The organism is Paenibacillus sp. J31R120, assembly GCF_056269225.1.
Genome location: NZ_JBWDNN010000011.1, coordinates 48,109 through 73,938, shown reverse-complemented (window position 1 = coordinate 73,938; position 25,830 = coordinate 48,109). Strand labels below are relative to the sequence as shown.

The 25,830-nt window shown below is 54.5% G+C and carries 25 protein-coding genes; 8 read left to right on the top strand and 17 right to left on the bottom strand.

All coding sequences use genetic code 11. The features are described 5' to 3' along the window. Positions 1-83: 83 nt before the first annotated feature. Positions 84-1,124 carry a DUF418 domain-containing protein gene (locus tag AC0YNW_RS26520; RefSeq protein WP_475834452.1) on the bottom strand — a complete coding sequence of 347 codons (1,041 nt, stop codon included), beginning with the start codon at positions 1,122-1,124 and terminating at the stop codon, positions 84-86. Positions 1,125-1,450: 326 nt separating this feature from the next. Between AC0YNW_RS26520 and AC0YNW_RS26515 the strand changes: the two genes are divergently transcribed. Continuing rightward, positions 1,451-2,608 carry a metallophosphoesterase gene (locus AC0YNW_RS26515; protein WP_475834451.1) on the top strand — a complete coding sequence of 386 codons (1,158 nt, stop codon included), beginning with the start codon at positions 1,451-1,453 and terminating at the stop codon, positions 2,606-2,608. Positions 2,609-2,766: 158 nt separating this feature from the next. On the opposite strand, the gene AC0YNW_RS26510 is transcribed toward AC0YNW_RS26515, so the two are convergent. From AC0YNW_RS26510 to AC0YNW_RS26495, 4 genes are all read right to left on the bottom strand, one after another. Beyond that, positions 2,767-3,804, bottom strand: a complete 1,038-nt coding sequence (locus AC0YNW_RS26510) for a FecCD family ABC transporter permease (protein WP_475834450.1) — start codon at positions 3,802-3,804, stop codon at positions 2,767-2,769. Then, on the bottom strand, positions 3,801-4,814 hold the full coding sequence (locus AC0YNW_RS26505) for a FecCD family ABC transporter permease (protein WP_387468932.1): 1,014 nt from the start codon (positions 4,812-4,814) through the stop codon (positions 3,801-3,803). The genes AC0YNW_RS26510 and AC0YNW_RS26505 overlap by 4 nt, the downstream gene beginning before the upstream one ends. 96 nt (positions 4,815-4,910) lie before the next feature. Then, complete coding sequence (locus AC0YNW_RS26500; protein ID WP_475834449.1) at positions 4,911-6,191, bottom strand: stalk domain-containing protein; 1,281 nt, start codon at positions 6,189-6,191, stop codon at positions 4,911-4,913. Positions 6,192-6,217: 26 nt separating this feature from the next. After that, positions 6,218-6,724: a hypothetical protein gene (locus AC0YNW_RS26495; protein ID WP_387468936.1), complete on the bottom strand. Its 507-nt coding sequence runs from the start codon at positions 6,722-6,724 to the stop codon at positions 6,218-6,220. A 222-nt stretch (positions 6,725-6,946) separates the two neighbouring features. Between AC0YNW_RS26495 and AC0YNW_RS26490 the strand changes: the two genes are divergently transcribed. Then, positions 6,947-8,536 (top strand): helix-turn-helix domain-containing protein, encoded by a 1,590-nt coding sequence (locus AC0YNW_RS26490; RefSeq protein ID WP_387468938.1) that lies wholly within the window; start codon positions 6,947-6,949, stop codon positions 8,534-8,536. Positions 8,537-8,654: 118 nt separating this feature from the next. Here the strand turns inward: AC0YNW_RS26490 and AC0YNW_RS26485 are convergent, their stop codons facing one another. Genes AC0YNW_RS26485 through AC0YNW_RS26465 form a run of 5 tightly spaced genes read right to left on the bottom strand, consistent with a single transcriptional unit; the run spans position 8,655 to position 12,610 of the window. Next, positions 8,655-9,095 carry a metal-dependent transcriptional regulator gene (locus AC0YNW_RS26485; RefSeq protein ID WP_475834448.1) on the bottom strand — a complete coding sequence of 147 codons (441 nt, stop codon included), beginning with the start codon at positions 9,093-9,095 and terminating at the stop codon, positions 8,655-8,657. 11 nt (positions 9,096-9,106) lie between these two features. Further along, positions 9,107-9,991, bottom strand: a complete 885-nt coding sequence (locus AC0YNW_RS26480; protein ID WP_475834447.1) for a metal ABC transporter permease — start codon at positions 9,989-9,991, stop codon at positions 9,107-9,109. After that, positions 9,988-10,911 (bottom strand): metal ABC transporter permease, encoded by a 924-nt coding sequence (locus AC0YNW_RS26475; RefSeq protein WP_475834446.1) that lies wholly within the window; start codon positions 10,909-10,911, stop codon positions 9,988-9,990. Before AC0YNW_RS26475 ends, AC0YNW_RS26480 begins: the two co-directional genes overlap by 4 nt. After that, positions 10,908-11,642, bottom strand: a complete 735-nt coding sequence (locus AC0YNW_RS26470) for a metal ABC transporter ATP-binding protein (RefSeq protein ID WP_475834504.1) — start codon at positions 11,640-11,642, stop codon at positions 10,908-10,910. Before AC0YNW_RS26470 ends, AC0YNW_RS26475 begins: the two co-directional genes overlap by 4 nt. 5 nt (positions 11,643-11,647) lie before the next feature. Continuing rightward, positions 11,648-12,610 (bottom strand): metal ABC transporter solute-binding protein, Zn/Mn family, encoded by a 963-nt coding sequence (locus AC0YNW_RS26465; protein WP_475834445.1) that lies wholly within the window; start codon positions 12,608-12,610, stop codon positions 11,648-11,650. Positions 12,611-12,844: 234 nt separating this feature from the next. Between AC0YNW_RS26465 and AC0YNW_RS26460 the strand changes: the two genes are divergently transcribed. Continuing rightward, on the top strand, positions 12,845-13,576 hold the full coding sequence (locus AC0YNW_RS26460; protein ID WP_475834444.1) for a ZIP family metal transporter: 732 nt from the start codon (positions 12,845-12,847) through the stop codon (positions 13,574-13,576). After that, positions 13,576-14,037 (top strand): hypothetical protein, encoded by a 462-nt coding sequence (locus AC0YNW_RS26455; protein WP_387468950.1) that lies wholly within the window; start codon positions 13,576-13,578, stop codon positions 14,035-14,037. Before AC0YNW_RS26460 ends, AC0YNW_RS26455 begins: the two co-directional genes overlap by 1 nt. Before the next feature lie 12 nt (positions 14,038-14,049). Here AC0YNW_RS26455 and AC0YNW_RS26450 read toward each other — a convergent pair whose 3' ends face one another. Next, the gene (locus AC0YNW_RS26450; RefSeq protein WP_475834443.1) at positions 14,050-14,952 is read right to left on the bottom strand and encodes a LysR substrate-binding domain-containing protein; all 903 of its coding nucleotides are present in this window, start codon (positions 14,950-14,952) and stop codon (positions 14,050-14,052) included. Positions 14,953-15,125: 173 nt separating this feature from the next. On the opposite strand from AC0YNW_RS26450, the gene AC0YNW_RS26445 reads away from it, so the two are divergent. From AC0YNW_RS26445 to AC0YNW_RS26430, 4 genes are all read left to right on the top strand, one after another. After that, positions 15,126-16,232: an extracellular solute-binding protein gene (locus AC0YNW_RS26445; protein WP_475834442.1), complete on the top strand. Its 1,107-nt coding sequence runs from the start codon at positions 15,126-15,128 to the stop codon at positions 16,230-16,232. 87 nt (positions 16,233-16,319) lie between these two features. After that, complete coding sequence (locus AC0YNW_RS26440) at positions 16,320-17,918, top strand: ABC transporter permease (protein ID WP_475834441.1); 1,599 nt, start codon at positions 16,320-16,322, stop codon at positions 17,916-17,918. Next, on the top strand, positions 17,915-19,048 hold the full coding sequence (locus AC0YNW_RS26435; RefSeq protein ID WP_475834440.1) for an ABC transporter ATP-binding protein: 1,134 nt from the start codon (positions 17,915-17,917) through the stop codon (positions 19,046-19,048). Before AC0YNW_RS26440 ends, AC0YNW_RS26435 begins: the two co-directional genes overlap by 4 nt. Before the next feature lie 9 nt (positions 19,049-19,057). Next, positions 19,058-19,801 (top strand): metallophosphoesterase family protein, encoded by a 744-nt coding sequence (locus AC0YNW_RS26430; RefSeq protein ID WP_475834439.1) that lies wholly within the window; start codon positions 19,058-19,060, stop codon positions 19,799-19,801. A gap of 76 nt (positions 19,802-19,877) precedes the next feature. On the opposite strand, the gene AC0YNW_RS26425 is transcribed toward AC0YNW_RS26430, so the two are convergent. The 6 genes from AC0YNW_RS26425 to AC0YNW_RS26400 form a co-directional block, all read right to left on the bottom strand. After that, a complete protein-coding gene (locus AC0YNW_RS26425; RefSeq protein WP_475834438.1) occupies positions 19,878-21,854 on the bottom strand; it encodes an ABC transporter permease in 1,977 nt (658 codons plus the stop codon). After that, positions 21,829-22,605, bottom strand: a complete 777-nt coding sequence (locus AC0YNW_RS26420; RefSeq protein WP_387468965.1) for an ABC transporter ATP-binding protein — start codon at positions 22,603-22,605, stop codon at positions 21,829-21,831. The genes AC0YNW_RS26425 and AC0YNW_RS26420 overlap by 26 nt, the downstream gene beginning before the upstream one ends. A gap of 88 nt (positions 22,606-22,693) precedes the next feature. Then, the gene (locus AC0YNW_RS26415) at positions 22,694-23,827 is read right to left on the bottom strand and encodes a sensor histidine kinase (RefSeq protein WP_475834437.1); all 1,134 of its coding nucleotides are present in this window, start codon (positions 23,825-23,827) and stop codon (positions 22,694-22,696) included. Next, positions 23,824-24,564 carry a response regulator transcription factor gene (locus AC0YNW_RS26410; protein WP_475834436.1) on the bottom strand — a complete coding sequence of 247 codons (741 nt, stop codon included), beginning with the start codon at positions 24,562-24,564 and terminating at the stop codon, positions 23,824-23,826. The genes AC0YNW_RS26415 and AC0YNW_RS26410 overlap by 4 nt, the downstream gene beginning before the upstream one ends. 89 nt (positions 24,565-24,653) lie before the next feature. Continuing rightward, the gene (locus tag AC0YNW_RS26405; RefSeq protein WP_475834435.1) at positions 24,654-25,184 is read right to left on the bottom strand and encodes a DoxX family protein; all 531 of its coding nucleotides are present in this window, start codon (positions 25,182-25,184) and stop codon (positions 24,654-24,656) included. 333 nt (positions 25,185-25,517) lie between these two features. Further along, positions 25,518-25,820 (bottom strand): hypothetical protein, encoded by a 303-nt coding sequence (locus tag AC0YNW_RS26400; protein ID WP_387468974.1) that lies wholly within the window; start codon positions 25,818-25,820, stop codon positions 25,518-25,520. Positions 25,821-25,830 lie beyond the last annotated feature (10 nt).

The following is a 25,830-nucleotide window of genomic DNA, read 5'->3' as shown; positions in this document are numbered from 1 at the left end:
AGCCGCTCTTATTCGAGCAATCGCAAGCTTTCCGGCTCCTGACAAAAGCACTCTTCTTACCGCAGCATACGCCCCGCTAGACCTCACTGAGTCTCAACCGCTGCACGCTGCCTGTTGAACACCGGAGGCCAACTAAGATACGTTGCCGCCCGCCAGATCCACTCCAATGGTCCCATCGCAAAATAATGAAGCCACACCGAGCTTGCGATTAATTGGATCAGATAAATACCCAGGCACAGCCACAAGCTATCTACCCAATTCGCCGTCCCTTCAAGCCCCAGCCATTGACCGGCTAGCAGGACCAGCACTGTTTGACCAATATAATTCGTAAGCGCCATCCTCCCCACCGCCCTCATCGGGTCTAGCAGCTCGCGGATTGGCTTGATCTGAAGCAGGAGCAGCAACAGCGCCATATAGGCGATAGCGACCAGCGGTCCTACTAGCAGTCCCGCCTTCAAATATTGATTGGCTTGTTCCATCTGCGGATCGCCCGTACCTTCCATCATAACGGGAATGAACGGCTCGCTTGGCGCCAGTCCGTATTGGTACTGAAGAGCCGCTGCCGCCACCGCTACCAGCACTACAGCCGTAATCTCAAACATCCGGCGCCTCTCGCGAATCCGTTGGAACAACCTGAGCTGTCCCGCCGCTACCCCAAGCAGCATGAACGGAATCGGCATCAGCACCTTGGCGCCAAGCGCCGCGAACAACCCAAGCAGCACCGCACCAAGCGCCACATTCACCCACCGATTCACCTTATAGAACGGGAGCAGCAGCAAGCCGCATATCGCATAGATCATCAGCGCCTCTCCGGGATGGTAGATCGAATGAACATATCCGAACCCGAATAACACCGCGATACGAATAAAGAACAGCAGAAACCCATTGCGCCCTTTGTCACGGGCACGCATAACAAACAAATAAAATCCGATTCCGAACAAAAACGAAAATATGCTGAAAAACCGGGCTTCAGCAAGCAAATAAAGCAGTCGCTGGTACAGCTCGCTCCCAGTGCCAGGCTCAGGCAGGGACAAGTGTAGCAGCGCGGTCGCGTTCATCAGCAGGATGCCAAGCAGCGCAAATCCCCGCAAATAGTCCAATTCATCGATCCGATTATATGACATAATCCATCTTTCCTCCGTCCATTGTGCTAAGCCCAGTATACGGCCCGGCATGCGCCGTTATCCATCGATTTTCCGTACAGCATACATGACATTTTTGTAAGGTTGTGCTCACCCCGGATACCGCAACGGCATCCATATGATAAGTTCGTAAACACCTCATATCCGCCGCTTCCCGATCGTACATTTATTCAGGGCAGGAAGCCCCTCGCAGCGCCCTTCCCGGCCCATTCTAGCAGATTAGCATCCGCCCGTCCGACTATGCTATAGTAGGAGCATTCCTTCTTGCTAGAGCATCTATTTTTCATAAAAAGGAGCTTGGTCCACCCATGAATGTGCGTGCTGTTTTTTCGATTATCGGATTTCTCGCTATTTATGGCGCGCTGGCGGGCTATATCGGCTGGAACGGCTGGCTCTTCCTGTCCCAAGTGACAGGATGGGAGAGCGCTATCCTCTACAGCTGTATCATCGCTCTGCTCGCACTTGGTTATATCGCCGGCAGACTGGCGCAGTCCGCGCCGCTGGATTGGCTGACTACCCCGCTGAAGTTCATTGGCTCCTATTGGCTGGGACTGCTGCAATATTGCATTTTGCTGTTTCCGATTGCGGATATCGCGGGACTATTGCTGAAGTGGGGCGGTGCGGGAGCGGACATCTACATTACGGCTGTCGGAGGAGTCGTCCTCTTGCTGTTGATCATATTGCTCGCGCTTGGCTCGCGCAACGCATGGTCTCCCGTCATTCGAACCTATCAGATTCGCATTCCGAAGACGGCGGGCAATCGCCGGAAGCTAACGATCGCAATGGCCTCCGATCTGCATCTGGGTACAGTGATCGGCAATAACCATTTGCGCAAGCTGCTCCGCAAGGTGGAGGAGATTAACCCGGATATCATCTTGCTTCCCGGCGATATTCTGGACGATGACCTGGCTCCGTTCCTCAAAAAAGGGATGAAGCATGTTATCGGACAACTGAAAGCGCCGCTTGGCGTCTATGCTGTAACTGGCAATCATGAATATTATGGCGGCAAGGTTCCCGAATTCATCGCCGAGATGAACAGCATCGGCATTCGGGTGCTGATGGACGAAACCGTCATGATCGGGGATGAATTTGCGGTAGTCGGCCGCAAGGACAAAGCCGTCGGCAGCCAGAATGGCGGACGGCTGAGCATCCAAGAGTTGGTGGAGCCGCTTGACCGCTCGCTTCCCGTTATTATGCTTGACCATCAGCCGTCCGATCTGGCGGCTGCGGCTGACAACGGGGTTGACCTTAGCCTGTCCGGCCATACGCATAGAGGACAGCTGGCGCCGAATCATCTCATTACAAGACGAATGTTCGAGCTTGACTGGGGGTATTTGCGGAAGGGCGGCCTGCATGCGATCGTATCCTCCGGCTTCGGCTTCTGGGGACCGCCGCTTCGAATCGGAAGCCGCTCCGAGGTACTGCGGATTGACGTTGAATTTGATGATGCCACAGCGAAGGCTTAATGCCGGAGTCCAGTCAATGAAAAGCTGGATGATCTCAGAATCCGCTGATTAGCCCGCACCGATTCTATCGACCAAACCAACCAAAAACCTCCGCTTCTACCAGATCGGCAGAAGCGGAGGTTTTGTTGTGTAGTTTATTAAAGCATCCCTGCCCGCTCCTAACCGGTTTTCCTGGAACGGTACAGCAAATAAATAAAGAACGGCGCGCCTACCGCAGAGGTGAATACGCCCACCGGGATGTCGTACGGCAAAAATACGGTTCTGCCGATCAGGTCAGCTGCGGCGACCACGATAGCGCCGATCAACGCGCTTACCGGCAGTACCCGGTGGATGACCGGCCCGACGAGACGTCTTGCCATATGGGGCGCAATAAGCCCGACAAATCCAATAGAGCCGCCAATCGCGACCGCAGAGCCGGCAAGCGCGACGCTCAGCGATACGAGCAGCAGCCTGTGGCGCTGCAAGGGTGAGCCGATGCCGATCGCAAGCTCATCCCCCAGCAATTGGGCATGCAAATTGCCGGTATTGAAATACAAGATGATCCCAAACACTGCGAGCCATGGGGCTAGTACAGCGACATCTCCCCAGGAAGAGCCGTAGATGGTACCCGTCAGCCATATATAGGCCGAGGTGGCGGAATACGCTTTGCTGAACGTCAGCAGAAACGACGTACCAGCTGACAGCAGGGAAGCGACTCCAATGCCAACCAGCACCAGGCGAAGCGAATCCGCGCCCTTCCGCCAAGCCAGCACGTATACAAGCGCGGATGCGCAGAAGGCTCCGATGATGGCAGCCAGAGGCAGCAGCTCGCGGCCAAATGTTCCCGCCAGCACGGTCAGAAACAGCACGGCGCCAAACGAAGCTCCTCCTGTAATCCCGACTACATCCGGTGCAGCCAGCGGATTCCGGATAACGGCTTGCAATATGGCGCCCGATAACGCCAAGGCTGCGCCAACGAGCAGAGCAATAACAAGCCTCGGCGCCCTAAGCGCCTGTACGATCAGTACATCCTCATCCAAACCCCGACCCCATAGCCCTTGCCATACGCGGCGAATACCAATAAAGCTGTCGCCCAGCATGAGATATAGAACAGATAATCCCATAACTATGAGCAACAGCCAGACTATGACCCGCGCCGCTGCATTTCGTTTGGTTCCCCGCTTGACGGCGGTGACCCCATTGAGTTGTGCATTCATAGCTTCGCACGCCCCTTCCGTGCGAGATAGATGAAGAACGGCGCCCCGAGAACAGCCGTCATGATGCCCACCGGCACCTCCAGCGGGAAAATAATAAATCGCGCTGCCAGATCCGCGAGCAAGAGCAAGCTTGCTCCAAGCACGGCGCTATAGGGCAGCAGCCATCGGTAATCCAGGCCCGCAATGCCTCTTGCTACATGAGGGACAATAATACCGATCAGGCCGATCGGCCCCGCTACTGCGACAGCACTGCCCGCAAGCAGGATTACAATCAGTCCGGCAGCCACCTTCATCAGCGTCATGTTCTGTCCAAGCCCCTTCGCCGACTCTTCTCCCATCGCCATGATATTCCACTGTCTGGACAAGGCGAGCGCAAGCAGCCAGCCAGCGCCCATATACGGGAGCACAGGCAGAAGCATCTCCGTCGTACGGCCCGCTACGGACCCCGCTATCCAGAACAGGACATCCTGCAGCCCGCTTTCATTGCGTACGAGCATGCCTTGCGTCAATGAAGCGAATAATGCGGTCATGGCGGAGCCCGCAAGAATAATTCGCAGCGGCGAAAGCCCCTCTCTCCCTACGGAGCCCAGCACATAGACAGCAGCCGCCGCGACGGCTGCGCCGAAGAATGAAATCCACATCAGAGGCTCCGTCTCCCGGATCGAGAACAATGTAATCGCAGCCACAACGGCTAACGAAGCGCCGGCATTGATGCCCAGCACACTTGGAGACGCAAGCGGATTGCGGGTTACGCTCTGCAGAATGGCGCCCGCCAGAGCCAGCGAGCCGCCTACCGAAGCGGCAATTAACGCCCTGGGCAGCCTCGCCGTTCGGGCGACGACCTGATTCATTTCCCCCTCATCATAGCTGATCATGGAAGAGACGATATCGTTCCAGCTGATCGAGACAAATCCGTACCTCATGCTTGCTATGAAGCTGACCGCCAGCAACAGCAGTCCCACAAGCAGTCCTGCGCTGCGATAGACATTGCTTCTAAGCTTCCTTCCCATAACCTTGTTCCTTCCTCCCCTGATGCGAAACACGCAACAAAAGAATGGGCTGGACAGCCCATTCTTTCATTGGCCTTGCTTATGTGTAATTGGGTATTATTCCAGTCCGAAGTAGAAGTACAGATCATCCAGCATCAGCTTAGCTGCCAGAGCACCGCCGGACAGATTCCATGTGACAGAATTGACTTTGTAATACTTGTTGTTTTTAACGGCATTCAAGTTTTTCCACAGTGCGCTGCTGGTCCATGTTTTCTGATGCTGCAGAATGGCACCGTCGCCATCCCAGTCTGTCGTGAAGTCGAAGATATAGTCGCCGTCAAGCAAGCTGATTTGTTCGGTCGAGGCTACTGGAATGATCTCCTCGCCTGTCGCCAGCTGCGCCTTCGGAGTTGAGAAGCCCAGCTCCTTGAAGATTTTGTAGGCAAAGCCCGTATTGTAGGCACGTGCCGTACCATTCGGGTTCACACGGATAATAGAGATCGCCGCGCCTTTATCTTTCGCAGGGAGCTTGCGTTTGAAATCGGCAACTTGCTTCTTCCAATCCGCCAGGAATGAAGCGGCGATATCTTCTTTATTCAATACTTTGGACATCACTTGCAGATTGTCTTGCCAATCTGCCAGATCCTTCGTCACAATTGTCGGAGCGATTTTGTTCAGCTGCTTATAGATGCCTTCATGACGGTCTTTTGTTGCAATAATGACGTCAGGCTTTAGGGCAACAATCGCTTCGACGTTCGGCTGCGTCTCGTCGCCAAGCGTTTTCACGCCGATCAGATTGGAGCGGATGTATTCATAGAACGGCTGTTGGATATACGATTCAACCGCACCTACCGGCTTCACTTTAAGCAGGACAGAGATATCGACGCCGCCATTGAACAATACGACTACGCGTTTTGGAACGCTGCTTAGCGTCGTGCTGCCAAGGTCATGCTTGAAGGTACGCTTTGTCTCCAGTACAGCTGTGGAAGAAGATCCGTTCCAGGTTACCCATACGCCCAGCGATTCGCCTACGAAGCGAAGCGGCACAAGCAGCGTTCCGCTTACGTTCAGCGGAGCGGCATCCAGCGTTACAGCCGAGCCGTTAATGCGGGCCGACTTGCTGCCTTGCGTCAGCTCGATCGTTTGACCGCTCTTTTTGATCGTAGCTTTTTTGCTCTTCGCGTCATAGCTTACTGTTCCGCCCAGCGCTTCCGCGATAGCGCGGTAAGGGACGAGCGTGCGTCCGTTCTCAATGCGGGGATTTACACTATATGATTGCTTCTTGCCGTCGATCGTTACGCTGACAGTTTTGCCTGCGGCAACCGCTGCCGTAGCCGGTACGAGACCAACGACAAGCGCCACCGCCATTAGCAGGGATAATAATTTTCTTCTCATCATTTTGTTCACAATCTCCTAACCTATCATTAATTTGTCAAAGCGGGCTTCACGTCGCGAAAGCCTTGGTACAGGGAATAATCCAAATCAATCAGCCGCGTCTTGTCCCATTCCGAAGCAGCGACCTCCTCCAGTACGCCGCCCAGATCTGCTTCGATCTGCTGCAGCTTCTCCGGCTGCGCGCTTGCCGCTTTCTCGCTGAGCGACTTCCAGAGCGCCGCCATGCGTTCAGCCTGGCGAACGGCTTCGTCGCGGTCATCAGACTCTACCGCTGATTTGAACGTCTTGATCAAGCCGGACAATTCTTCCGCCGCAAGTAGCACATCGTCTATCTGGGCAGCCTCTATTAGGGCCAGTCGATCCTGCTTGCTATCGGTCTGCGCGCCGCCATCGGCGACGACCGCGCCCGGCTCCGTCTTCGTATCCGAAGCGCCTGCGCTGCAGCCAGTCAAGAGGAAGACAACCAACATCATGAGCATTATGTAGCGAATCGTTCCACAACCTCCAAACTCCATGTGAATGATAATCATTTTCATTACCTATTGTACCTAGCCCGTTTTTCGTTTCCCATACACGATATTGCCCGATTCGCATGGACAAAAATTTCAAACGATTCAGCCACTCTATATTCTGCTTGTCAGATTTCTATTGCCGCCCAACCAATATATTGCTAAAATTGTGAGTGATAATAATTATCAATATCATATTATACTTCTGCGCCTATTATCGCACTTCTAATAGCAAAGGACTGCCGTGCCATGAACCCCCGTTCTTATTTCTCTTGCTACCCGCTTCATATCTCGACTTATCATTATAAAGAAGGTTTTCGCTCGGAGCCCCAGCAGGCGGAGCACGGCTTAATTGGCATCGTGCAGAGCGGAGCCGGCATGTTGTTCCTGAGCAATGGCCGCTCCTGTCCGCTGCAGGAAGGCTCCTTCTTCTTCGCTCAGCCCGGCGCCATCAGCTTCGAGCTGATGGCTGATCCCGGCGGCAGCCTCAAGCTCAGTCTGGTCCATTATGCAGCCGCACAGCTGGATGAGAATCGACTGACGGCTGGCGGGTATGAGCTCGTCCAAGGCGATCATTGCTCCTACCGCGCCGCTTCCGCGCAAACGGAGTCTCTTCTCTCCAATCTGCGTCTGGCGCTGAATGAATCCGGCGTGATCGGCGATATGCGCAAGCAGCTTGCCCTATATGAGCTGCTGCTGCATCTGGACGCTCATCAGCATGCACCGTCGCGGGCAGGCACCGATTCCATTCAGACGACAATCGAATATATGGAGCGCCGCTTGGCCAAGCCGCTCCAGATCAGCGAGCTGCCAAGACTGGCGGGGATGACGCCAAGCTCCTATTGCCGGGCGTTCAAGAAGCTGACCGGCTTGTCTCCCGGCAGCTATCTGACCAAGCTGCGCATGCTGAAGGCGAAGGAGCTGATGACCGACAAGCAGGCATCGCTGCGCGATATCGCCGTCAGTGTCGGCTATCAGGACGAGCTCTACTTCAGCCGTGTCTTCAAGAAGACGGAGGGCATCTCCCCGTCCGTCTACCTGAAGCGCCGCGACCGCAAGATCGCCGTCGTAAGCAGTCTTGCGCTGCAGGACCACTTGCTGGCGCTGGGCATTCTGCCTATCGCCGCTCCAAGCTTTCCGACCTATCATTTGACTCCGTCGGGCTTCCCAAGCTATCTGCATGAGCGGTTAGCCGGCACAGTCCCGCTCAATGCGGAGAATCCGATTCGATCCAGCGATGTCGTGCCGCTGGGACCGGATCTTATTCTGCGCACCAAGCTCAGGCATGATCTTGGCGACAAGCATTGGGGCGAAGAGGGCAGCGCCATTCTCATCGACCATTCGACAAGCTGGGAGCATTACTTCCGTGCGATTGCCAGCCGGGTTGACCGGATGGCGGAGGCGGAACGCTCGATCCGCGCCATGTCTGTGCTGGAGCAAGAAGCGAGGCGCAAGCTGGAGCCGGTCACGAAGCAAGGCAAATGGACGATCATCCGGCTGCTTCCCGGCAATTGCCGCATTTATGGGGTGAAGGAGCATGCATTGACGGACTTGTTCTATGGAAGACTCCAATTCCAGGCGGAAGAGCGGATCAGCCACGGCACCTACCTGGAAGACGCTTTCGAGCAGCTGGTAGAATGGGACCCGGAGCAGCTCCTCGTCATCTGGAGCGAAGAGCCCGTCATTCATCAGTTCAGCGCCGATCCCCGCTGGCAGCAGCTGAGAGCCGTCAGAGAGAATAGAGTCTATTATCCTGACAGCAGGGAATGGGACCCTTGGGGGCCGATCGGACGGGAGCATATGATCAAAGCGATGGTTCGTTTTTTTGTAAAGCTGTAGCTGTGAGGGAATCTTCTATTAGGCAGCTGTAAAGGACGAACGCGTTCGACTGGGGACCGCGTTCATGGTTGAAAGGCGAGGAAGCCTTCACACCCGCTTGATGCAAGTGTGAAGGCTTCTATGGCTTTGCGAGATTCAGCTTTTCCCTATGGTCATTCTCGGCCTTCCTCAGCGGCTCCAGACTTGCGCTCTCCTCCATCATTCCAAGGAGCGCCTCCAGCCTGGAGGCCGACTCCCAGCTGATATGATGCTCCAGCCGCTCCGCTTCCCTCAGGGCCAGGTCTTCCGGCACGCCCGCATGCATAAGCAGCCTGACCAGCGTCCGGTGCTTGCCGAGGAGCTGCTTGCCCATCCTTAATCCGGCATACGTAGGCGCAATCTGCCCATACTTCTCATAGATCACATAACCGGACTCCCGCAGCTTCAGCGCCATCTTGGATACGGTGGACAAATGGACGGATAGTGCCTCCGCTACCTCCGACACTCTTACGCAGCCCGTTGTTCTCGACAGCATATAAATTTGCTTCAGATGATCCTCCATAACCGGCGTCAGCGTCATCGCACCACCCTTTACGCCTCCGGCATCGCGGCAGCGCGTGGCCGGAACCAGCGCGACGCAAGGCCATGGCGGGGCGAGGCGATGAAGCTGATCATAAAGACGATGCCTGTCGCGAAGGCCATCGAACCGGATATCGAGGTGTCGAGCCAAGCCGCTACGTAATATCCCGCCACGGCAGACATTACGCCGAACCCGCCGCTAAGCGCGAACATAACCAGCAGCCGGTCCGTCCATAGGTACGCTGCCGCAGCCGGCGTAATTAGCATCGCCACGACCATAATCGCGCCGACCGCGTCGAAGGACGCTACCGTCGTCACGGATACAAGCGACATAAAGACATAATGCATCAGCACGACCGGCAAGCCCAGACTAGCAGCAAGCGCCGGGTCGAAGGACGTAATCTTCCACTCTTTGTAGAAAGCGAGCACAGCGACCAGAACAACAATCAGTACAATCGACAGAATAAAGACGGCTTCCGGAATAGAACCGATCCATGGCAGCTCGATGCGCTCCCAAGGGATAAAGGTGATCTCTCCCATCAACGTATGCTTCACATCCAGATGCGCATTGCCGACCTTCGTCGCAATGAGCACGACGCCAATCGCGAACAGCGTGGTGAACACAACGCCGATGGACGCCTCCTGCTGCACACCTCTGGCATGGAACCACTGCACCAGCACCGATGTCACCAAACCAGCCGCGATGGCTCCGATGAGCATATGCACGCCGCTAAGCTCCCTTGTTACCAAATACGCAACGACGATGCCGAGCAGCACCGTATGGCTGATCGCATCGGCCATCATGGCCATTCTCCGCAAGATAAGCAATACGCCGATGATGCCGCAGGAAAGTCCCACAAGCGATGCCGTCAACAATATCCAGCCTGCATAGCTCATCTCGCTTCCCCCCTCTCCAGCACCCGCTGCGCAGGTACTGACCGCTCGAGCGATTTCTTCTGCGCATATCGCTGCAGGAACAGGACGAGCATGCCCTTGCGCGCACCGAATGCAAGGGAGACGATGAAGATCGAAGACGCTGCGATAACAATGAACGGGCCTGTCGGCCATCCTTTACCGAAGGTGCTGATCAACGTTCCCGCCATTCCAGACACTCCGCCAAAGACGCCCGACAGCACGACCATCCACAGGAATGAGTTGGTCCAATATCTGGAGCTGACCGCCGGTATGATAAGCAGCGCCGCCATCAGAATGACGCCTACCGCTTGAATGCCGATGACGATGACCAGTACAAGCACCGTCATATAAATGCTGCTCATCCAGCGGCTGGAGAGTCCGAGACCCTTCGCGAACTGCGGATCGAACAGATAGAGCTTCCATTCCTTAAATGCGATAATCGAGATAAAGACCACAAGCAGCGCAACCCCTGACATGGTGAATACATCCTTGCGGACCATCGAAGCCGCCTGGCCGAAGATGAAGCTGTCGAGGCCGCTTTGGCTGCCGCCGCCCATCCGGTTCACGAAGGTCAGCAGCATAATGCCTAACCCGAAGAAGACGGACAGGATCATCCCCATCGCGGCATCCTCCTTCACCCGGCTGGAGGAGCGAATCCACTGGATCAGCAGCGCCCCCAGCAGCGCACTTGCCGCCGCCCCTGCGATCATAAGCGGCAGGCTCTTGCTCCCTGCGATCATAAATCCAATAATGACGCCCGGCAGCGCGGCATGCGACAAGGCGTCGCTCATGAGGCTTTGCCGCTTCCAATAGGCGAAGCATCCCATCACGCCGGCTGCCATTCCCAGAATCAAGGTACTGAAGAGCACCCATTGGGCATTATGCGACAATGCAATACTCATCCCAGCTTCTCCCCCATCCATCTGAGCGTTCCACCATAGGTGCGGAATATATTTTCCCTTGTGAAGGTCTCCGCCGTCGGTCCATGCGCCACGACGCTTCGATTCAGCATCAGCACCTGATCGAAGTAATCCTCTACCGTCTGCAAGTCATGATGGACGACCATGACCGTGCGCCCCTTGTTCTTAAGCACCTTCAGTGTATCCATAATGGCCCGCTCGGTAGCTGCGTCAACCCCGGCAAGCGGCTCGTCGAGGAAATACAGATCCGCATCCTGCACGAGCGCCCGCGCCAGGAATACCCGCTGCTGCTGCCCGCCGGACAATTGGCTGATCTGGCGATCGGCGAATGCGGCCATGCCCATCTCGTCCAGCGCGTTCATGGCCAGATCGCGATGCGTGCGCTTCGGCCACTTCAGCCAGCCGATCTTGCCATACAATCCCATCATGACCACATCCAGCGCATTCGTCGGGAAATCCCAATCGACGGAGCCCCGCTGCGGGACATAGCCGATTCTGGACTTGGCCTTGCTGTAATCCGTTCCGAAAAATTGGACCGAGCCGGACAGCCGCGGATGCAGATCCAGCATCACTTTCAACAGCGTGGACTTGCCCGCTCCGTTCGGTCCGACGATGCTCGTCAGCGTTCCCGGCTGCACATCGAACCTGACATCATTCAGCACTTTGTTCTTTCTGTAAGAAGCGGATAAGCCGCTTACGCTTAAGACTGGCATCATATTTACTTCTCCTCTCCGCTCAGTGCTCCGGCTATCGTGTCTACATTATGGGCATACATCCCGAGGTAAGTGCCTTCCTTCGTTCCCGCTTCGCCCATCGCATCGGAGAACAGCTCTCCGCCTAGCGACACATTCAGCCCCTGCTTCTTCGCCCCTTCAATGACGGCGTTGATGGAGGCCGGATTGATGCTGCTCTCGATAAAGACGGCAGGAACATCATGCTCAACCAGCGTAGTAATGGTGTCGTCGATATCCGACAGCCCGATCTCATCCTCCGTGCTAAGTCCCTGCAAGCCGACCACTTGAATGCCCAGCAAGCGGCCGAAGTAACCGAATGCGTCATGGGCGGTAACCAAAATTCGCTTGTCTTGCGGAATCTGGCTGACCTTCTGGACCGCGTCTTCTTTCAAAGAGTCTAGCTTCTCGAAGTAGCTCTTCCGATTGCCCTCGAAGTAATCCGCGTCATCCGGATAGGCCTTCTTCAGTTCATCCGTAGCGGCCGAAAGCGCCTGCTTCCACAGGTCGATATCGAACCAGATATGCGGATCGATCGCTCCGCCTTCGTCCTTCAGCAGCTTCTCCTCCGGAATCACTTCCCCGATGGCGAGGACGGGTCTGTTCTTGCCGATCTCCTCGAATACCTTCAGCATATTGGACTCCAGATGCAGCCCGCTGTAAAAAATCATGTCGCCGTTCTCAAGCGTCGCAATATCCCCTTGCGTAGCCGTGTACAGATGGGGATCGACGCCCGGCCCCATCAGGCTATGTACCTCCACCTTGTCGCCTCCAATGACGGACAGCGGCTCGGCGATCTGCGCAATGGTCGTGACGATATTGATTTTGCCGCTCTCGCTCTTGCCCGGCTTCTTCCCTCCGTCACTGCATGCGGCTAGCACCAAAGATAATGACAATACAAGCAGGACGGCTGTCCAACCTCTCTTTTTCCCAATCAACCCGTTTTTCACGTTTCTCTCTCCTCCTGATTCCCCTCGACCCTAGTTGACCAAGGCAACAAAATGTGAATGTTTACAAAAGTTTTTCCTTAAGGCAAAACTAATGGTTAAATACAAAATAGTAGACATAGGGCAATTTGTCAACCTTTTTTTGGACTTCTTTTCATGCGGGCTTGTACATATAGCTTAAAGATGGAATGAATTCGGGATGGTATTTTTGGAGCAAAAAAGGGGGAATTAGCGTCCATGAACGGACATGTAATGGGAATGGTGCTGTGTGCGCTCTCTACCGGCATCGGCGCCGTTCCGGTCTTGCTGTTCCGCCGAATTTCCCATAGACGAATGGATATCTTGCTGGCCTATACAGCCGGGGTCATGGTCGCAGCGTCTACGTATGGACTTATTCCTGCATCGCTGAAGCTAACTAATCTGTATGTGCTCTTCTTCAGCGTGCTGATGGGGGCGCTGCTGCTTAGTCTGCTGGAGCAATTCGTGCCGCATGTGGATCTTCATCACGAGAGAGGAGGCGTTGCGCTGCCGCGGGAATCACTGACGCTGGTCATGGCGATGGCGCTTCATAATGTGCCGGAGGGGTTGTCGGTGGGGGCCAGCTTTGCCAGCGAAAGCGATAATCTCGGCGTCATCGTCTCGCTGTCCATCGGGCTGCAGAATGCGCCCGAAGGCTTCCTCGTCGCGTTGTTTCTTGTGAATCAGCGCGTGAGACGGCGCACAGCGGTGCTCATCGCGGCATTAACGGGATTGATCGAGATGGTAGCCGCCTTTCTCGGTTATCATTTGGCCAGCTTTGCGGTTTCACTTGTCCCGTATGGCCTTGCTTTTGCCGCCGGCGCCATGCTTTTTATCGTCTACAAGGAGCTCATTCCCGAGACGCATGGGCATGGCTATGAGCGATCGGCGACCTTTGCGTTTTTGCTGGGATTGCTCAGTATGATCAGTGTTGTAGAATGGTTCCGATAGTGGACACCAGACAAGATGTCTGTTCGGTTCACCAGTTGATGACGGTTAAAAAACTTTCCCGAGGGAAACATAAGTCCGGCAAGCTACAACATGACGAGACGGAGGCTGACATGCTGCTCATTTACGCTCTTGCTTTACTACTTGTCGGATTATTTGCGGTCAACGGCATATTCGCCTACCAGAGCAAGCACATCGATCCTGCCTTCTGGACGACCGTCTGGTATCAGACCAAGCTGATCCCGCTCTTTTTTGCCGCCAATCTGATGATCGGTTACGGGGTTAAATTTGTTCATCAGGTATTCGGCAACCTGACGTTTGCCCTCACCCTGTCCAAAGGCGTCGAAATTATCGTCTGCGTTGTACTGGGCTTCTTCTTCATGAAGGAAGTGCCAAAATGGAATACCTATGCCGGACTTGCCATGGTCATTGCGGGATTCTGGGTGACGAAAATGAAAGGATAAAGGTGGCGGCTCTCAGCTGCCGTCCTCGGTGCGCAGAGATTGCCGGATGAACGCGATAAAGGAACGCACCACACCCGAAAGCTGCTCCTCATCCCGGTACGCAAGGCAAATATGCCGCTTATTCTCATAGTGCGGGAGACTGCGCATGATCAGCTCTCCCGCTTCCACCTCCCGCCTTACGCTGCGGGCAGGCAGTATACCGATCCCCATATTGCATTTGATCGCTTCCTTGATCGTCTCGATCGCCCCCAGCTCCATTACTTGACCCCACTGCAGGCCATTTCCCTTAGCCCATTCATCGGACAGCGTCCGCGAGGTCGAACCCACCTCATGCAGCAAAAAAGTCTCCTCCCGTATCTGATCGACCGTAATAGGGTCAGCTTCCGACAACGAATTAAGCGGCGACAGCAACAGCTTCAGCTCATCCTGAACGAGCGGCACAATGATCAGCCCCCTCTCCTCCAGTGCGCCAAGCGAAACAATTCCCGCATCAATCTCATAATCCCGCAGCATCGCCAGCACCGACTCCGCTTGCTTCACCGTCAGCATAAGCGAAACATCCGGACTCAGGTTCCGATAGGATGCAAAATGCGGAGGCAACACATAGGTTGCTGGCGTGTAGCTCGCCCCGATCCGCAGCCTGCCTCCCTTCTGGCTGCCATAAGCCGCCATAGCCCCGCTTGCCGTCTCGGTCAGATGCACAATTCGCCGTGCATAGGGAAGCAGCTCCGCCGCCGCTTCGTTCGGGTGCAGGCTTCGAGATTGCTTGCGGAACAACTCCACCCCAAGCTCCTGCTCCAGCTTGCGCAAGTGGAAGCTGACGGTAGGCTGCTTTAGACCCAGCCTGTCCGCCGACTCCGCCAGCGTCCTCCCTCCGCACATCTCGATAAACACCTTCAACTGCTGAATATTCATGCTGCATCCCCTCTACCGTTTCGATTGCCTAAAATATAGATGATATCTATATATTTATCAATACATATAGATGTTATTTAACAAAAACTCGACATCCCGTTAACGTTCAACTGACAAACCGTTGGTAGAGTTAGACATGCAGGGCCAATAACGTTTGTGGAGGGAATCAATCAATGAATACGTACCGCAACAGCAAGCTTAGCCTCTTGCTCATTCTGGCGCTTGCGCTCGTCTTAAGCGCATGCGGCAGCGGCAATGGAAATAAGGGCGCGAATACAGGCGCGGGCACAACGGCGCCTTCGGCAACCCCGGAGCAGAGCAGCCAGCCGTCCGAGACGCCGGCCGCGCAAGACGAAGGAACATTAACCGTCTATCTGAACGACTTCGACGATATGATCGCCCCGCTTTTCGAAGCCGCTACCGGCTATAAGGTCGAACTGGTGGTAGGCAACGGAGCGGAAATCATGTCGCGCGTCGAAGCCGAGAAGGGCAATCCGCACTGGGATGTACTCTGGATGGATGCGATGCCTTCCATTCACGGACTGGGCGAGGCCGGCCAGCTGATGGAGTGGACGCCGGACAATCTGGGCAATCTGGACGACTTCGCCCAAGGCTTCGTGCCGGAGAAGCACTGGTACTTCCCGACTGGCGCTCATGCCGCCGGCGTCATCGTCTACAACAAGGACAAGGTCAAGGCGGAAGACGCTCCCGCTTCATGGGAACAATTCGACGATGCGAAGTACAAGGGAATGATCGGCATGGCAGATCCCGCGATTGCCGCTCCCGCTTATCCGTACGTGTCCTGGTTCTTCAACAATCTTGGTATGGACAAAGCGCAGCAATACTTCGACGGACTGATGAAGAGCGGCCTGAGGGTCTATCCGAAAAATCCTAACGTGGTCAGCGCTCTGACCAGCGGCGAGATTTCCATTGCGGCGCTTCAGGAAAGCAACGCCTATGCGATGGTCAACAAAGGCGAGCCAATTGAAATTGTATGGCCGGAGGAAGGCGCGCCTGCATCCGTGCGGGTAGCCGCCATTCAGAAGGATACCAAAAATCCGAATGCCGCCAAGGCATTTATCGAATTCCTGCTCGATCCAGCTACGCAGCAAGCACTGGTCGACGAAGGGGACGAGAGCTACTTCCAGCCTTCGGCGAAGGGCGTTACGCCTAGACCGGACCGCGCAGCCCATGCGAAGCTCGTAGCAGCCGACGCTTCCTGGGCATCCCAGAATGAAGCGGCGATCAAGCAATGGTTCGCCGACCAATCCGTACAATAACCGATGCGATCGATTGGCAGGGACAAGCTGGGATGGAGCGTCAGCGCCATCCTCATCGTCCTCGTAATGCTCCCCTTGGCGGCAGTCATGATACAAGTGCTGCTGCCAGGGGTTTTCTTCGGCAATTGGCAACTCGGCGACTGGAAGCTGCTGCTCCAAATCTTTCACCGGCCATTATGGCAAAAATCGCTTGAGAACTCATTGATGCTGGGCATCGGCACGACGCTGCTGGGCACCTTACTGGGCGCGGCGCTTGCCGCTATCCGCTCCAGCTGGTCCTTCCCGACGGCGAAGCTGCTGGACGCTTCCGTCTGGCTGCTGCTCATTACGCCGTCCTTCATATTGGCGCAAGGCTGGGTGCTCTTCGCATCCGGCGGCGGCATCGCCGTCCAGCTATTCGGCTGGGATTGGGTGAAGAATGGCATCTTCACTCCCGCAGGGCTGATCTTTATGATGACGCTGAGCAAATTCCCGTTCGCTTACTTAAGCGTACACGCCGCTCTGGAGTGGAAGGTCGATCAGCTCTCGCAGGCTGCGCGCTTATGCGGCGCATCCGCATGGACGACATGGCGCACCATCCATGCTCCGCTGCTACTCCCGGCTCTACTGGCCGGCGCCGCGCTTGTGTTCATGGATACGATCGGGGACTTCGGCATGCCCGCCTCCATCGCGGCTGTCTATCGTTTCCCCACGCTGCCCTATTCCATCTATTCGGCCATCTATACGTCGCCGATCCGCTTCGATATGGCCGGCGTGCTGTCGTTCTATCTGGTCGCGCTGATCGGGCTGGCAATGATGCTGCAATTCTATGCGCTTAAGCGGTCCCGCTACGACTTTCTGACGGCGAGAGCCTCGCGCTCCGTTCCGAAATCCGCAGGACGCTTCACGCCTCTGCTGACGGTGCTGAACCTCCTGTTCCTGCTGCTGGTTATTGGAGTTCCTGTCGGCTCCAACGTCGTCAGCTCCCTGCTGAAGACGCAAGGCGGCGGCGTTACGATGGACAATTTAACCTTGGAGCATTACCGCAGCTTATTCAGCACGTCGAGCAGTCTGCTGACCGGCTTATGGCACTCGCTAGCGATTGCCGGAGCCGCCGCAATTCTGGGACTGCTGATCGGCCTGGGCGTTGCGTATGTGCTGACTTATTCGCGCTTCCAATTCAAACGGTCCATTGAAGTCTTCTCGATCATTACGCTTGCCGTTCCTGGCGTCGTGCTTGGCATCGGCTATATTTTCGTCTGGAATCAAAAGTGGCTGGAACCTCTTGGGCTGCTTCTATACGGTACGCCCTGGATTCTCGTCCTGGCCGCCATCGCAGGAGCGATCCCGGTTATTACCCGTCTTATGACGGGAGCGATGGCCAAGGTGCCTGGCAACCTGCTATCGGCTGCCCAGCTTCAAGGTGACAGCTTTATGCACCGGATGCGCTATATTCTCCTTCCGCTTATCCGTGGAGCGCTGCTGTCGGCTGGTCTTGCGGCATTCGGCGCAAGCATATTCGATCTGGCTGTCAGCTCGATCTTGTTCCCGCCGAAGTTCGTGACGCTTCCCGTCGCGATCAATAAGGCATTCGAGGACTTGAACTTCGGCTATGCCTCCGCGGCTACCGTAACAAGCTCCCTCATTGTCATTCTCATCATATTGGCGATAGAGCTGCTGCTTCGCCGCAAGGAGGCAACATCATGACACAAGCATCCGGTACCAACATATTGCTCGACATAACCGATGTAACCAAAAGCTACGACAACTTCCAGGCGCTGAAAGGCATATCGCTATCGATGCAGCAAGGAGAAATTATTAGCGTGCTCGGGCCGTCAGGCTGCGGCAAGTCTACGCTCCTGCAGCTTGTGGCAGGCTTGTCCCAGCCCGATGGCGGCACGATCCGGCTCGGCGGCGACATCGTCGCAACATCCAAGACGCTTGTGCCACCGGAGAAGCGGGGCGTCAATATGGTGTTTCAGGACTATGCGCTTTGGCCCCATATGTCAGTCAAGGACAATATTGAATACGGACTGAAGCGCATGAAGCTAGGCAAGGAGGAGATGAACGTTCGCGTTGGCGAGCTTCTTAACCTGCTGCATCTGGAGGGGCTGGAGAAGCGGCTTCCGCCTCAGCTCTCCGGAGGACAGCAGCAGCGTGTCGCCATTGCCAGAGCGCTTGCGACAAGGCCGAAGCTGATGCTGCTTGATGAGCCGCTGTCCAACTTGGATATGAGGCTGCGCGTGGAGATGCGGACGGAGATGGCCTATTTGTTCCGGAAGCTGGGCATCAGCGTCTTCCACGTCACCCATGATCCCGACGAAGCATTCGCCATGGCGGACCGTCTGCTCATCATGAGAGCAGGCAGGATTGACCAGCTCGACACGCCGGAGCAATGCTTCAAGCGGCCTGCAAGCCGATGGTCCGCCTCCCTGATGGGGGCGTTCAACACATTAAAGGGCAAAATTATCGATGCTGCAAGCGATACTCCTGTCATTCAAATTGGAAGCCAGACGATCCGGGGCATTATGCCCGCAGATAGCTCTGGGACAACCAGCAGCCTAAGCACTATGGACGGGCTGCTCATGTTACGGCCGGAAGAGTTGACGCCGATCTCCCTGCAGGAAGGCTCTGCAGACGGCTCTCTGAACAATCAACTGAACGTCCAAATTGTTCACTGTTCCTTCGAAGGCACCAGATGGCGTGCAGTAGCCGAGACCGAATGCGGCCAGAAGTTATATATTGTTCATGAGACCCCTCTGGCCGCAGGAGAGCGGATGGCAGTCCGTCTGCCCTTGCAATCCGCTTATATCTACAGGGATGAGGACGAAAGGTAGTCGATTGACATGAACAATGACAACAACATGACCAGCGCCAAGAGGCTGCTGGCCATATCGGATATACACGGGCATCATGATGGCCTCATGCGACTCTTGCATGAGGCAGCCTATGATCCTTCACAGGACCAGCTGCTGCTGCTTGGCGATTATATCGATGCCGACAATCCCGTCTCCTGGGGGACGCTGGAAGTTGTAAGGGAACTGGTCTCGCAAGGGGCCATAGCCATTCCCGGCAATCAGGAGCTGAAGCTGGTCGCTCTGTCCAAGCGGCATCGGGATCGAGGAAGACTTACCGGCCAGCAGCGCCATTATGTGAGATGGATTAATTCGCTTCCCCTCTGCATCATCGATCATGAAATATTGTTTGTGCATGCCGGGCTGCGGCCTGGCATCCCGCTTCGCGAGCAGTCCGTCCGCGACATGACGGAGATCCGCGAAGACTTTTATACCTATCCGCTAAGGCATCTCGCTTCGCTTATCGACAACGACGAAAGCAACCGGAGCAAGCCCCTGTGGCGCCGAATTATGTTCGGCCATACGCCGACCAGCAAGCTCGGCGCTGCTCCCGGCGATATCTGGACCGACGGCCGCCGAATCGGCATCGATACAGGCGCCAAGCACGGACAGCGTCTCACACTGCTCGATGTTCGTGAAGGGATCACCTATTCATGCCCTACGGAGCCGGGCTACCGCAGCGGCGAGTGTTCACAGGGTATCGCCCGGGGAGTTAAAAATCCGGCTCTCCCCTGACACCGGGCAATTAAGCTGACAGCAAAAAACTCCCGTTCCACATATTCTGTGGATTCGGGAGTTTCTTTAATTCAGCCTATGCTGCCGAGCCGCGAAGCATGCTCTTCATGTAGCTGTTGCTAGCAAGCAGGAAGTAAATCGTCTGCATGCCCACATAGATGCCGATAACTACAAATGAATAGAACCAGTTGGATGTATTCATCATATTGTCCAGCGAGCGCATCGCGAACAGCGCATGGCTGATGCCGACAACACATGGAATGAAGAAGATTATCGCGATCTGCGAGACGACGACGCGGCGAACTTCCTTCTTCGTCATGCCGATGCGGCTAAGACCCTTGAATTGAGCCTGGTCCTCCTGGATTTCCGTGAACAGCTTGAAGTAGATCATGCTGCCCGCGGCAATAAAGAACAGCAAGCTAATGAACAAACCGATGAACAGCGTTAAGGATACCGTCTCATTCAGTTCCGAATAGCTCAGCGGGCGGTTGAAATCCCTTTCGTATTTCATGTCGTCCGGGACCAGCTTAACCAGCTTCTCCACGATTGGAGCGGCTTTTTCCCAGTTTTTCAGCTCATAGCCATAGAACGCAAGCTGCTTCTCTTCGCTGATCCCCGAGATCGTATTAACAAATGTCAGGTCATCCATCACCAGCGTCAGCGAATTGACTTCAATCCAGTTGTTCATAACGCTTGTATCGATAGACCCCGATACGGGAATCTCGACTTTCTCTCCGTTCACATATCCTGCAGCCTTCCCGCTGCCGAATACCGTCTTGTCAAAGTTGCGGTACAGCAGCGTCAGCTTGCCGCTCTCTACAGTAATCTGCGGCTTGCCCTGCTGCTTGGCCAGCTTATTGTAATCCGAGGCCGATATAATCATGGCGTGTCGCTGGTACTCATTTGTTTCGTCATGTCCGTTGCCCAACTGGGTTGATGTATTTCCGTCGAACGTGATGGAGTATTTCTCCAACCCAATACCGACTACTTTGGCTTCGTAATCGTATGAGAAGCCGCCTTCCTTCACAATTCGCTGCAGATCGTCCGGATTAATGACGTTATGCGTGTGAAGCCCCTTCTCTACGTAAGCAAGGGAGAATGGCGAGCTGCTCACGAGATCCTGCTTGCCTTGGACATGCATAATATAGACGGTGCCCAGCGCCGTCATAATGACTGCGCTCAGGATCGATACGACGAACAGAATGCGGGCGTTATCTCTAATTTTATAGCCCAGCTGCGCGAAGATCAGCATATTGGTCCGTTTGTAATACAAGCCATGCCGCTTCTGAATGAATTTCAGAATGACAATGCTGAGCTGCGTGAACAAGAAATACGTTCCGACAACGACCGTGATCAATATCGGCAGCGCCAGAAAGACAAAGTTATAGCTGTCCATCATAAGCGCCATGCCATATCCTATTGCAAGGCTTAGGGCCCCGATGATCACAAGCCAGCGAGAGTAGACCAGCTTGCCCTTCGGCTGTCTCGACGCCTTCAGCAGGTCGATAATTTCAGTGCGGCCCATTCTGAGCACGGTCCAGAATGAAATCAGCAGAAACAGAGCAAAAAATCCGCCCGCGCTCAGCCATACCGCTTTCATCGGAATCGCGAAGGCAATTGTATCGCTCATGCCCAGCAGGGCAGCCAGCGCCATGAAGAACAGCTTGCTGAACAGAATGCCGAGTCCGATGCCAACGGCAATGGACATGATGGCAATTACGATATTTTCATAAATGACCAGCTTGCGAAGCTGAGACTTGGTCATGCCGAACAAAGAGAACAAGCCGAATTCCTGCTTCCTCGTCTTCAGGAATGCGGAGTTGGAATACAGGATGAACAGAAACGAAAAGATGATTATGATATATAAGCAAAATTGCATGCCGTCGCGCACCTTCGCCGCGCCCAAAATATGGCCATTGACCACATCCGGATGGTTCAGGAAGGACGCATACAAGTAGAAGATCAATACCGAAAATACGCTGCTAAGGAAAAACGCACTATATGAACGCCAATTCCCCCGTACATTACTAAGCGCGAGCGAACGGAACGTCATCGAAATTCCCTCCCAGCACGCTTAGCGCGTCCAATATTTGTTGGAAGAACGCCTGGCGGTTCGAACCTCTGCGAATCTCCGAGAAAAACTTGCCGTCTTTAATAAACACAATGCGCTGACAGTAACTGGCGGAGAACGGATCATGCGTCACCATCAGAACGGTCGCCTTGAATTTCTCGTTCATCTCCTTAAGCGCATCCATAACATCCTTAGCAGCCTTGGAATCCAGGTTGCCTGTCAGCTCATCTGCAAGCACAAGCGAAGGCTGATGGATAATCGCTCGCGCAATTGCCGCGCGCTGCTTCTGTCCGCCCGATACTTCATAGGTCCGCTTATCCAGAATCGCAGCGATCTGCAGCATCTCCACGATCGGTCCAAGCCGCTGCTCGATCAGCTTCGGCGCCATGCCCTCCATAACGAGCGGCAAGATAATATTCTCCTTAATGGACAGCGTGTCCAGCAGATTGAAGTCCTGAAATACAAAGCCCAGCTCCCGTCTGCGGAACAAAGCCAGCTTGTTGTCGCTCAGCTTCGTCGGATTCACGCCGTTAATCTCAATCGCTCCCGATGTGGGCCGGTCGATTGTCGCCAGCAAATTCAGCAGCGTCGTCTTGCCGCTGCCCGAAGGTCCCATAACGCCGACAAACTCGCCCGCTTCAACCTCCAGATCGATATTTTCCAGCGCTTTATAGACGACATTGCCTTTGGTGCTATATATTTTGCCTAACCCTTGCGCTCTCAGTACGCTCATTACTATCGTTCCTCCCCGGAATGCATCGTTGTGTATCTTATAGCTAAAGTATACTTCCGGGGAGCCTTGCTACCCATCGATTTGTCTTTCAATCCGTTCCTTGCAACCTTACAATATTGTCACCGAAGCGCTGCGATTCCATAATGTGAATGCCCCGGGTCTGAAATAGAATGGTGAACGTAGTGCCAACGCCAAGCTCCGACTCTACTTGCAGTGTGTGCCCCAGCCTGCTGCATACCTGCTTGGCGAGATACAGCCCCATGCCTGTCGATTCCCCTGTCGTACGGCCGTTCTCGCCTGTGAAGAACGGATCGAAGATTCGAGGGATGTCGTGGGCAGCGATGCCGATGCCGGCATCCGTCACCCGGAGCCGCACGCTGCTGTCCGAATACTGCTCCAATCGAAACTGCAAGGTTTTGGTACCGGGCTTGTTTTTGCTATATTTAATTGCGTTGCTGATCAGTTGGTTCAGCACGAATGTCATCCACTTGTCGTCTGTCTCCGCCCATGCTTCGCCTTCCACTCTCGGGAAGATAGAATACTGAATACACAGGCGCTTGTGCGCGTTGATCGCGCTTCGAATCATATCATGCAAAGAAGTTTTCCGAATATGTACATCCAGCTCGAACTTATCCAGTCTGGCGGTATATAGCATCATCTCAAGGCCGCGCGTCAACCTCTCCGTCTCTTCCCTGACGCTGCCGATCAGATCCATCCACTCCCGCTCGGTATCCGGCGGCTGTCTGAACGCTTCCTGCACCTGCAGATCAACCACCGATACCGGTGTCTTCATATGATGGACCCATTGCATCACAAAGTGATTATGGATCTCCTGCTGCCGCTTATGCTGGTTCAATTCATTCAAATAAGCGCGGTGCTGATCCTGCAGCAGCCGTGCAGCGAGCCGCTGCTCCCCGGTAGCCGCGGATTGGATCAGCGTCACCGCGCCCAGCTCATCCGAACGTTCCATTGCTTCTTGCAATTGCTTGTAATAATAACGCATGCGCAAATAATCAACAGCGAGCCATATGCTGTATACGAATACGGCAAGCAAGATGAAATAATAGATCGTCTGCGTGTCAATAAGGCCGGGATAACGGTACTGCTCCAGCAAATACAAGCAGCAAGCCAAGCCAATGATCGTCAGCGCGCACAGCATATTAAGAAGACGGTCCTTCAGAAACATAAGGACAGAAGACCAGCGTCCGAATTCATCGTTCATCGTACTCCACCTGATTTTGACCCTTCCAGCGACAGCTTGTAGCCTTGTCCTCTGATCGTCTCGATCGCCTTCGGCAAGCCAAGCTCCTCCAGCTTCTTGCGCAGCCTCGTCACATTAACCGTGAGCGTATTGTCATCGACGAATTGCACATCGTCCCACAGCGCCTCAAGCAGCGTCTCCCGCGCCACGATATGTCCGGGCCTGCGCATCAGGCATTCCGCAAGCAGCCCTTCGTTCTTCGTCAATTCAACCCGCTTGCCTTCCCAATCCAGCTCGTTGCGGCTCATCAGCAAGCGCAGGCCGCCAGCGCTCAGCTCCATCGAGACACTCTCCGAATAGTCTCCGCCTTCTCGTCCCTCCGTAATGGCATATTCCCCATAGGTTCTTCGCAAGACGCCGCGGACCTTCGCCATGAGCAGCTCAAGCTGGATTGGCTTCGTAATGTAATCATCCCCGCCGTTCTCGATTGCCATCACCTGATCCATCTCGCCCGCCCGGGCTGAAATGAAAATAATCGGCACATTCGAGCGCGAGCGGATTTGCCTGCACCAGTAATAGCCGTCGAAATACGGCAGGTTAATATCCAGCAATACAAGCTGAGGGTCGAATGACTCCAGCTCCGGCAGCAGATCGCGGAAGTCGGAAGCCGCCTCAGCTGCATAACCGTATTGCTCCATCTTATTTTTTAGAATAGCGGCAATCTTGCCGTCATCCTCGACAATAAACACGCGGTACATCCCATCGTTCCCCCTATTGAACTCTCATCATGTGCGGCACGCCCTTTCACTTATTATAATCTTCCTTAAGCGGCATAGTCGAATGTCCGTCACATTCCCGAGCCCGCTCCCTCCGTCTTGCGCTGGCCTCTTGCCAGTCTGCCGGCAGCATCCCTCAGCCATGGCAGCAAATAACGGTCGACGCCGAAGCGTCCTGTATTGCTTCCCGCGAGTACGATCAGAATGCCCAGCAGAAGGAACCACGGATTATTGCTGACGGAGCCGGAGAATATAAACATAAAATTAAGCAGCAGACCGAAAAAAGCGGCTGTAAGCGAAAGCGCTCCTACAATTAACCCGAGTCCAACCAGAAATTCGCCCCACGGCACCAAAATATTAATGATCTTAACCTGAGGCAAGGCTACATGCTCCAAGAAGGACAAGTATGTCGGATACAGTGCTTCGCCGGTGGCTCTGTCGATCACGGGATTGGCAAGCGCATTGTTCAGAAATCCGGAAGCATCAAACGGTTTGTCCCCCGACAGCTTGCCCCAACCTGACATCAGCCAGTTGTAACCAAGAAAAATCCGGATAAAGGTGACAAGAAAAGCCGACCACATTTTTTCGCTCCAAAACTTCATTCGCCATCTCCCTTTCCTATAAAACCTAATATCAATCCTAATAAGTGAAACTTATTTGACACTTTATGAACCGCTTACATAAAGCGAAAACCTTATCGTCTGTCACACATCCTCCTTCCTCTGAACTTTTATAGCTTCTAAGCTATCGATGTCCTCCTTTCCGGCTATCAAAGTTGAATACGACTATAGAATAGACAAAATTTTCATATTTGTATATAAAATTGATAAAACGCTTATAAATGACTCCTGAGTGGACATGTGCCGCAACGAAAAAGAAACAGCCGGCGAACCCTTCCGGCTGTTTCTCGTGCTCATAACCTTTATTTTAGAAGATTACCAAGTGGTGCGAACCAAGTGCTCTACGATCGCTTTCAGCTCTCCGTCATGCTGCATTTGCTCGTTATCGTCGCCTTTGATCTCGATGCGGGTTACGTCCAGCTTGTAATCTTCCCCGTTCGTCGGGGCGAAGATCAGCTCGCGCTCATTCTCCAGCTTGACGCGGTAGCCTAGCTGCTGGAATGCGTTCGTGAAGTCCGCAATCGTCGGCTGACGCTCTCCATCCAGCATGATTAACGCTCGGAGAAGCTTGCTGCTGCCTCCCCGGATGACTTTAAAGTGAAAGATACATTCTCTCATCGCTTGCTTC

Excerpts from the sequence above, each read along its gene's own strand:
- AC0YNW_RS26415 (WP_475834437.1), bottom strand. The coding sequence starts at position 23,827 with ATGAACGATGAATTCGGACGCTGGTCTTCTGTCCTTATGTTTCTGAAG.
- AC0YNW_RS26435 (WP_475834440.1), top strand. The coding sequence starts at position 17,915 with ATGACACAAGCATCCGGTACCAACATATTGCTCGACATAACCGATGTA.
- AC0YNW_RS26450 (WP_475834443.1), bottom strand. The coding sequence starts at position 14,952 with ATGAATATTCAGCAGTTGAAGGTGTTTATCGAGATGTGCGGAGGGAGG.
- AC0YNW_RS26470 (WP_475834504.1), bottom strand. The coding sequence starts at position 11,642 with ATGCCAGTCTTAAGCGTAAGCGGCTTATCCGCTTCTTACAGAAAGAAC.
- AC0YNW_RS26440 (WP_475834441.1), top strand. The coding sequence starts at position 16,320 with ATGATACAAGTGCTGCTGCCAGGGGTTTTCTTCGGCAATTGGCAACTC.
- AC0YNW_RS26495 (WP_387468936.1), bottom strand. The coding sequence starts at position 6,724 with ATGAAAATGATTATCATTCACATGGAGTTTGGAGGTTGTGGAACGATT.
- AC0YNW_RS26410 (WP_475834436.1), bottom strand. The coding sequence starts at position 24,564 with ATGTACCGCGTGTTTATTGTCGAGGATGACGGCAAGATTGCCGCTATT.
- AC0YNW_RS26485 (WP_475834448.1), bottom strand. The coding sequence starts at position 9,095 with ATGACGCTGACGCCGGTTATGGAGGATCATCTGAAGCAAATTTATATG.
- AC0YNW_RS26480 (WP_475834447.1), bottom strand. The coding sequence starts at position 9,991 with ATGAGCTATGCAGGCTGGATATTGTTGACGGCATCGCTTGTGGGACTT.
- AC0YNW_RS26425 (WP_475834438.1), bottom strand. The coding sequence starts at position 21,854 with ATGACGTTCCGTTCGCTCGCGCTTAGTAATGTACGGGGGAATTGGCGT.
- AC0YNW_RS26505 (WP_387468932.1), bottom strand. The coding sequence starts at position 4,814 with ATGGGAAGGAAGCTTAGAAGCAATGTCTATCGCAGCGCAGGACTGCTT.
- AC0YNW_RS26460 (WP_475834444.1), top strand. The coding sequence starts at position 12,845 with ATGAACGGACATGTAATGGGAATGGTGCTGTGTGCGCTCTCTACCGGC.
- AC0YNW_RS26490 (WP_387468938.1), top strand. The coding sequence starts at position 6,947 with ATGAACCCCCGTTCTTATTTCTCTTGCTACCCGCTTCATATCTCGACT.
- AC0YNW_RS26510 (WP_475834450.1), bottom strand. The coding sequence starts at position 3,804 with ATGAATGCACAACTCAATGGGGTCACCGCCGTCAAGCGGGGAACCAAA.
- AC0YNW_RS26400 (WP_387468974.1), bottom strand. The coding sequence starts at position 25,820 with ATGAGAGAATGTATCTTTCACTTTAAAGTCATCCGGGGAGGCAGCAGC.
- AC0YNW_RS26500 (WP_475834449.1), bottom strand. The coding sequence starts at position 6,191 with ATGATGAGAAGAAAATTATTATCCCTGCTAATGGCGGTGGCGCTTGTC.
- AC0YNW_RS26520 (WP_475834452.1), bottom strand. The coding sequence starts at position 1,124 with ATGTCATATAATCGGATCGATGAATTGGACTATTTGCGGGGATTTGCG.
- AC0YNW_RS26430 (WP_475834439.1), top strand. The coding sequence starts at position 19,058 with ATGAACAATGACAACAACATGACCAGCGCCAAGAGGCTGCTGGCCATA.
- AC0YNW_RS26445 (WP_475834442.1), top strand. The coding sequence starts at position 15,126 with ATGAATACGTACCGCAACAGCAAGCTTAGCCTCTTGCTCATTCTGGCG.
- AC0YNW_RS26420 (WP_387468965.1), bottom strand. The coding sequence starts at position 22,605 with ATGAGCGTACTGAGAGCGCAAGGGTTAGGCAAAATATATAGCACCAAA.
- AC0YNW_RS26405 (WP_475834435.1), bottom strand. The coding sequence starts at position 25,184 with ATGAAGTTTTGGAGCGAAAAAATGTGGTCGGCTTTTCTTGTCACCTTT.
- AC0YNW_RS26515 (WP_475834451.1), top strand. The coding sequence starts at position 1,451 with ATGAATGTGCGTGCTGTTTTTTCGATTATCGGATTTCTCGCTATTTAT.
- AC0YNW_RS26475 (WP_475834446.1), bottom strand. The coding sequence starts at position 10,911 with ATGAGTATTGCATTGTCGCATAATGCCCAATGGGTGCTCTTCAGTACC.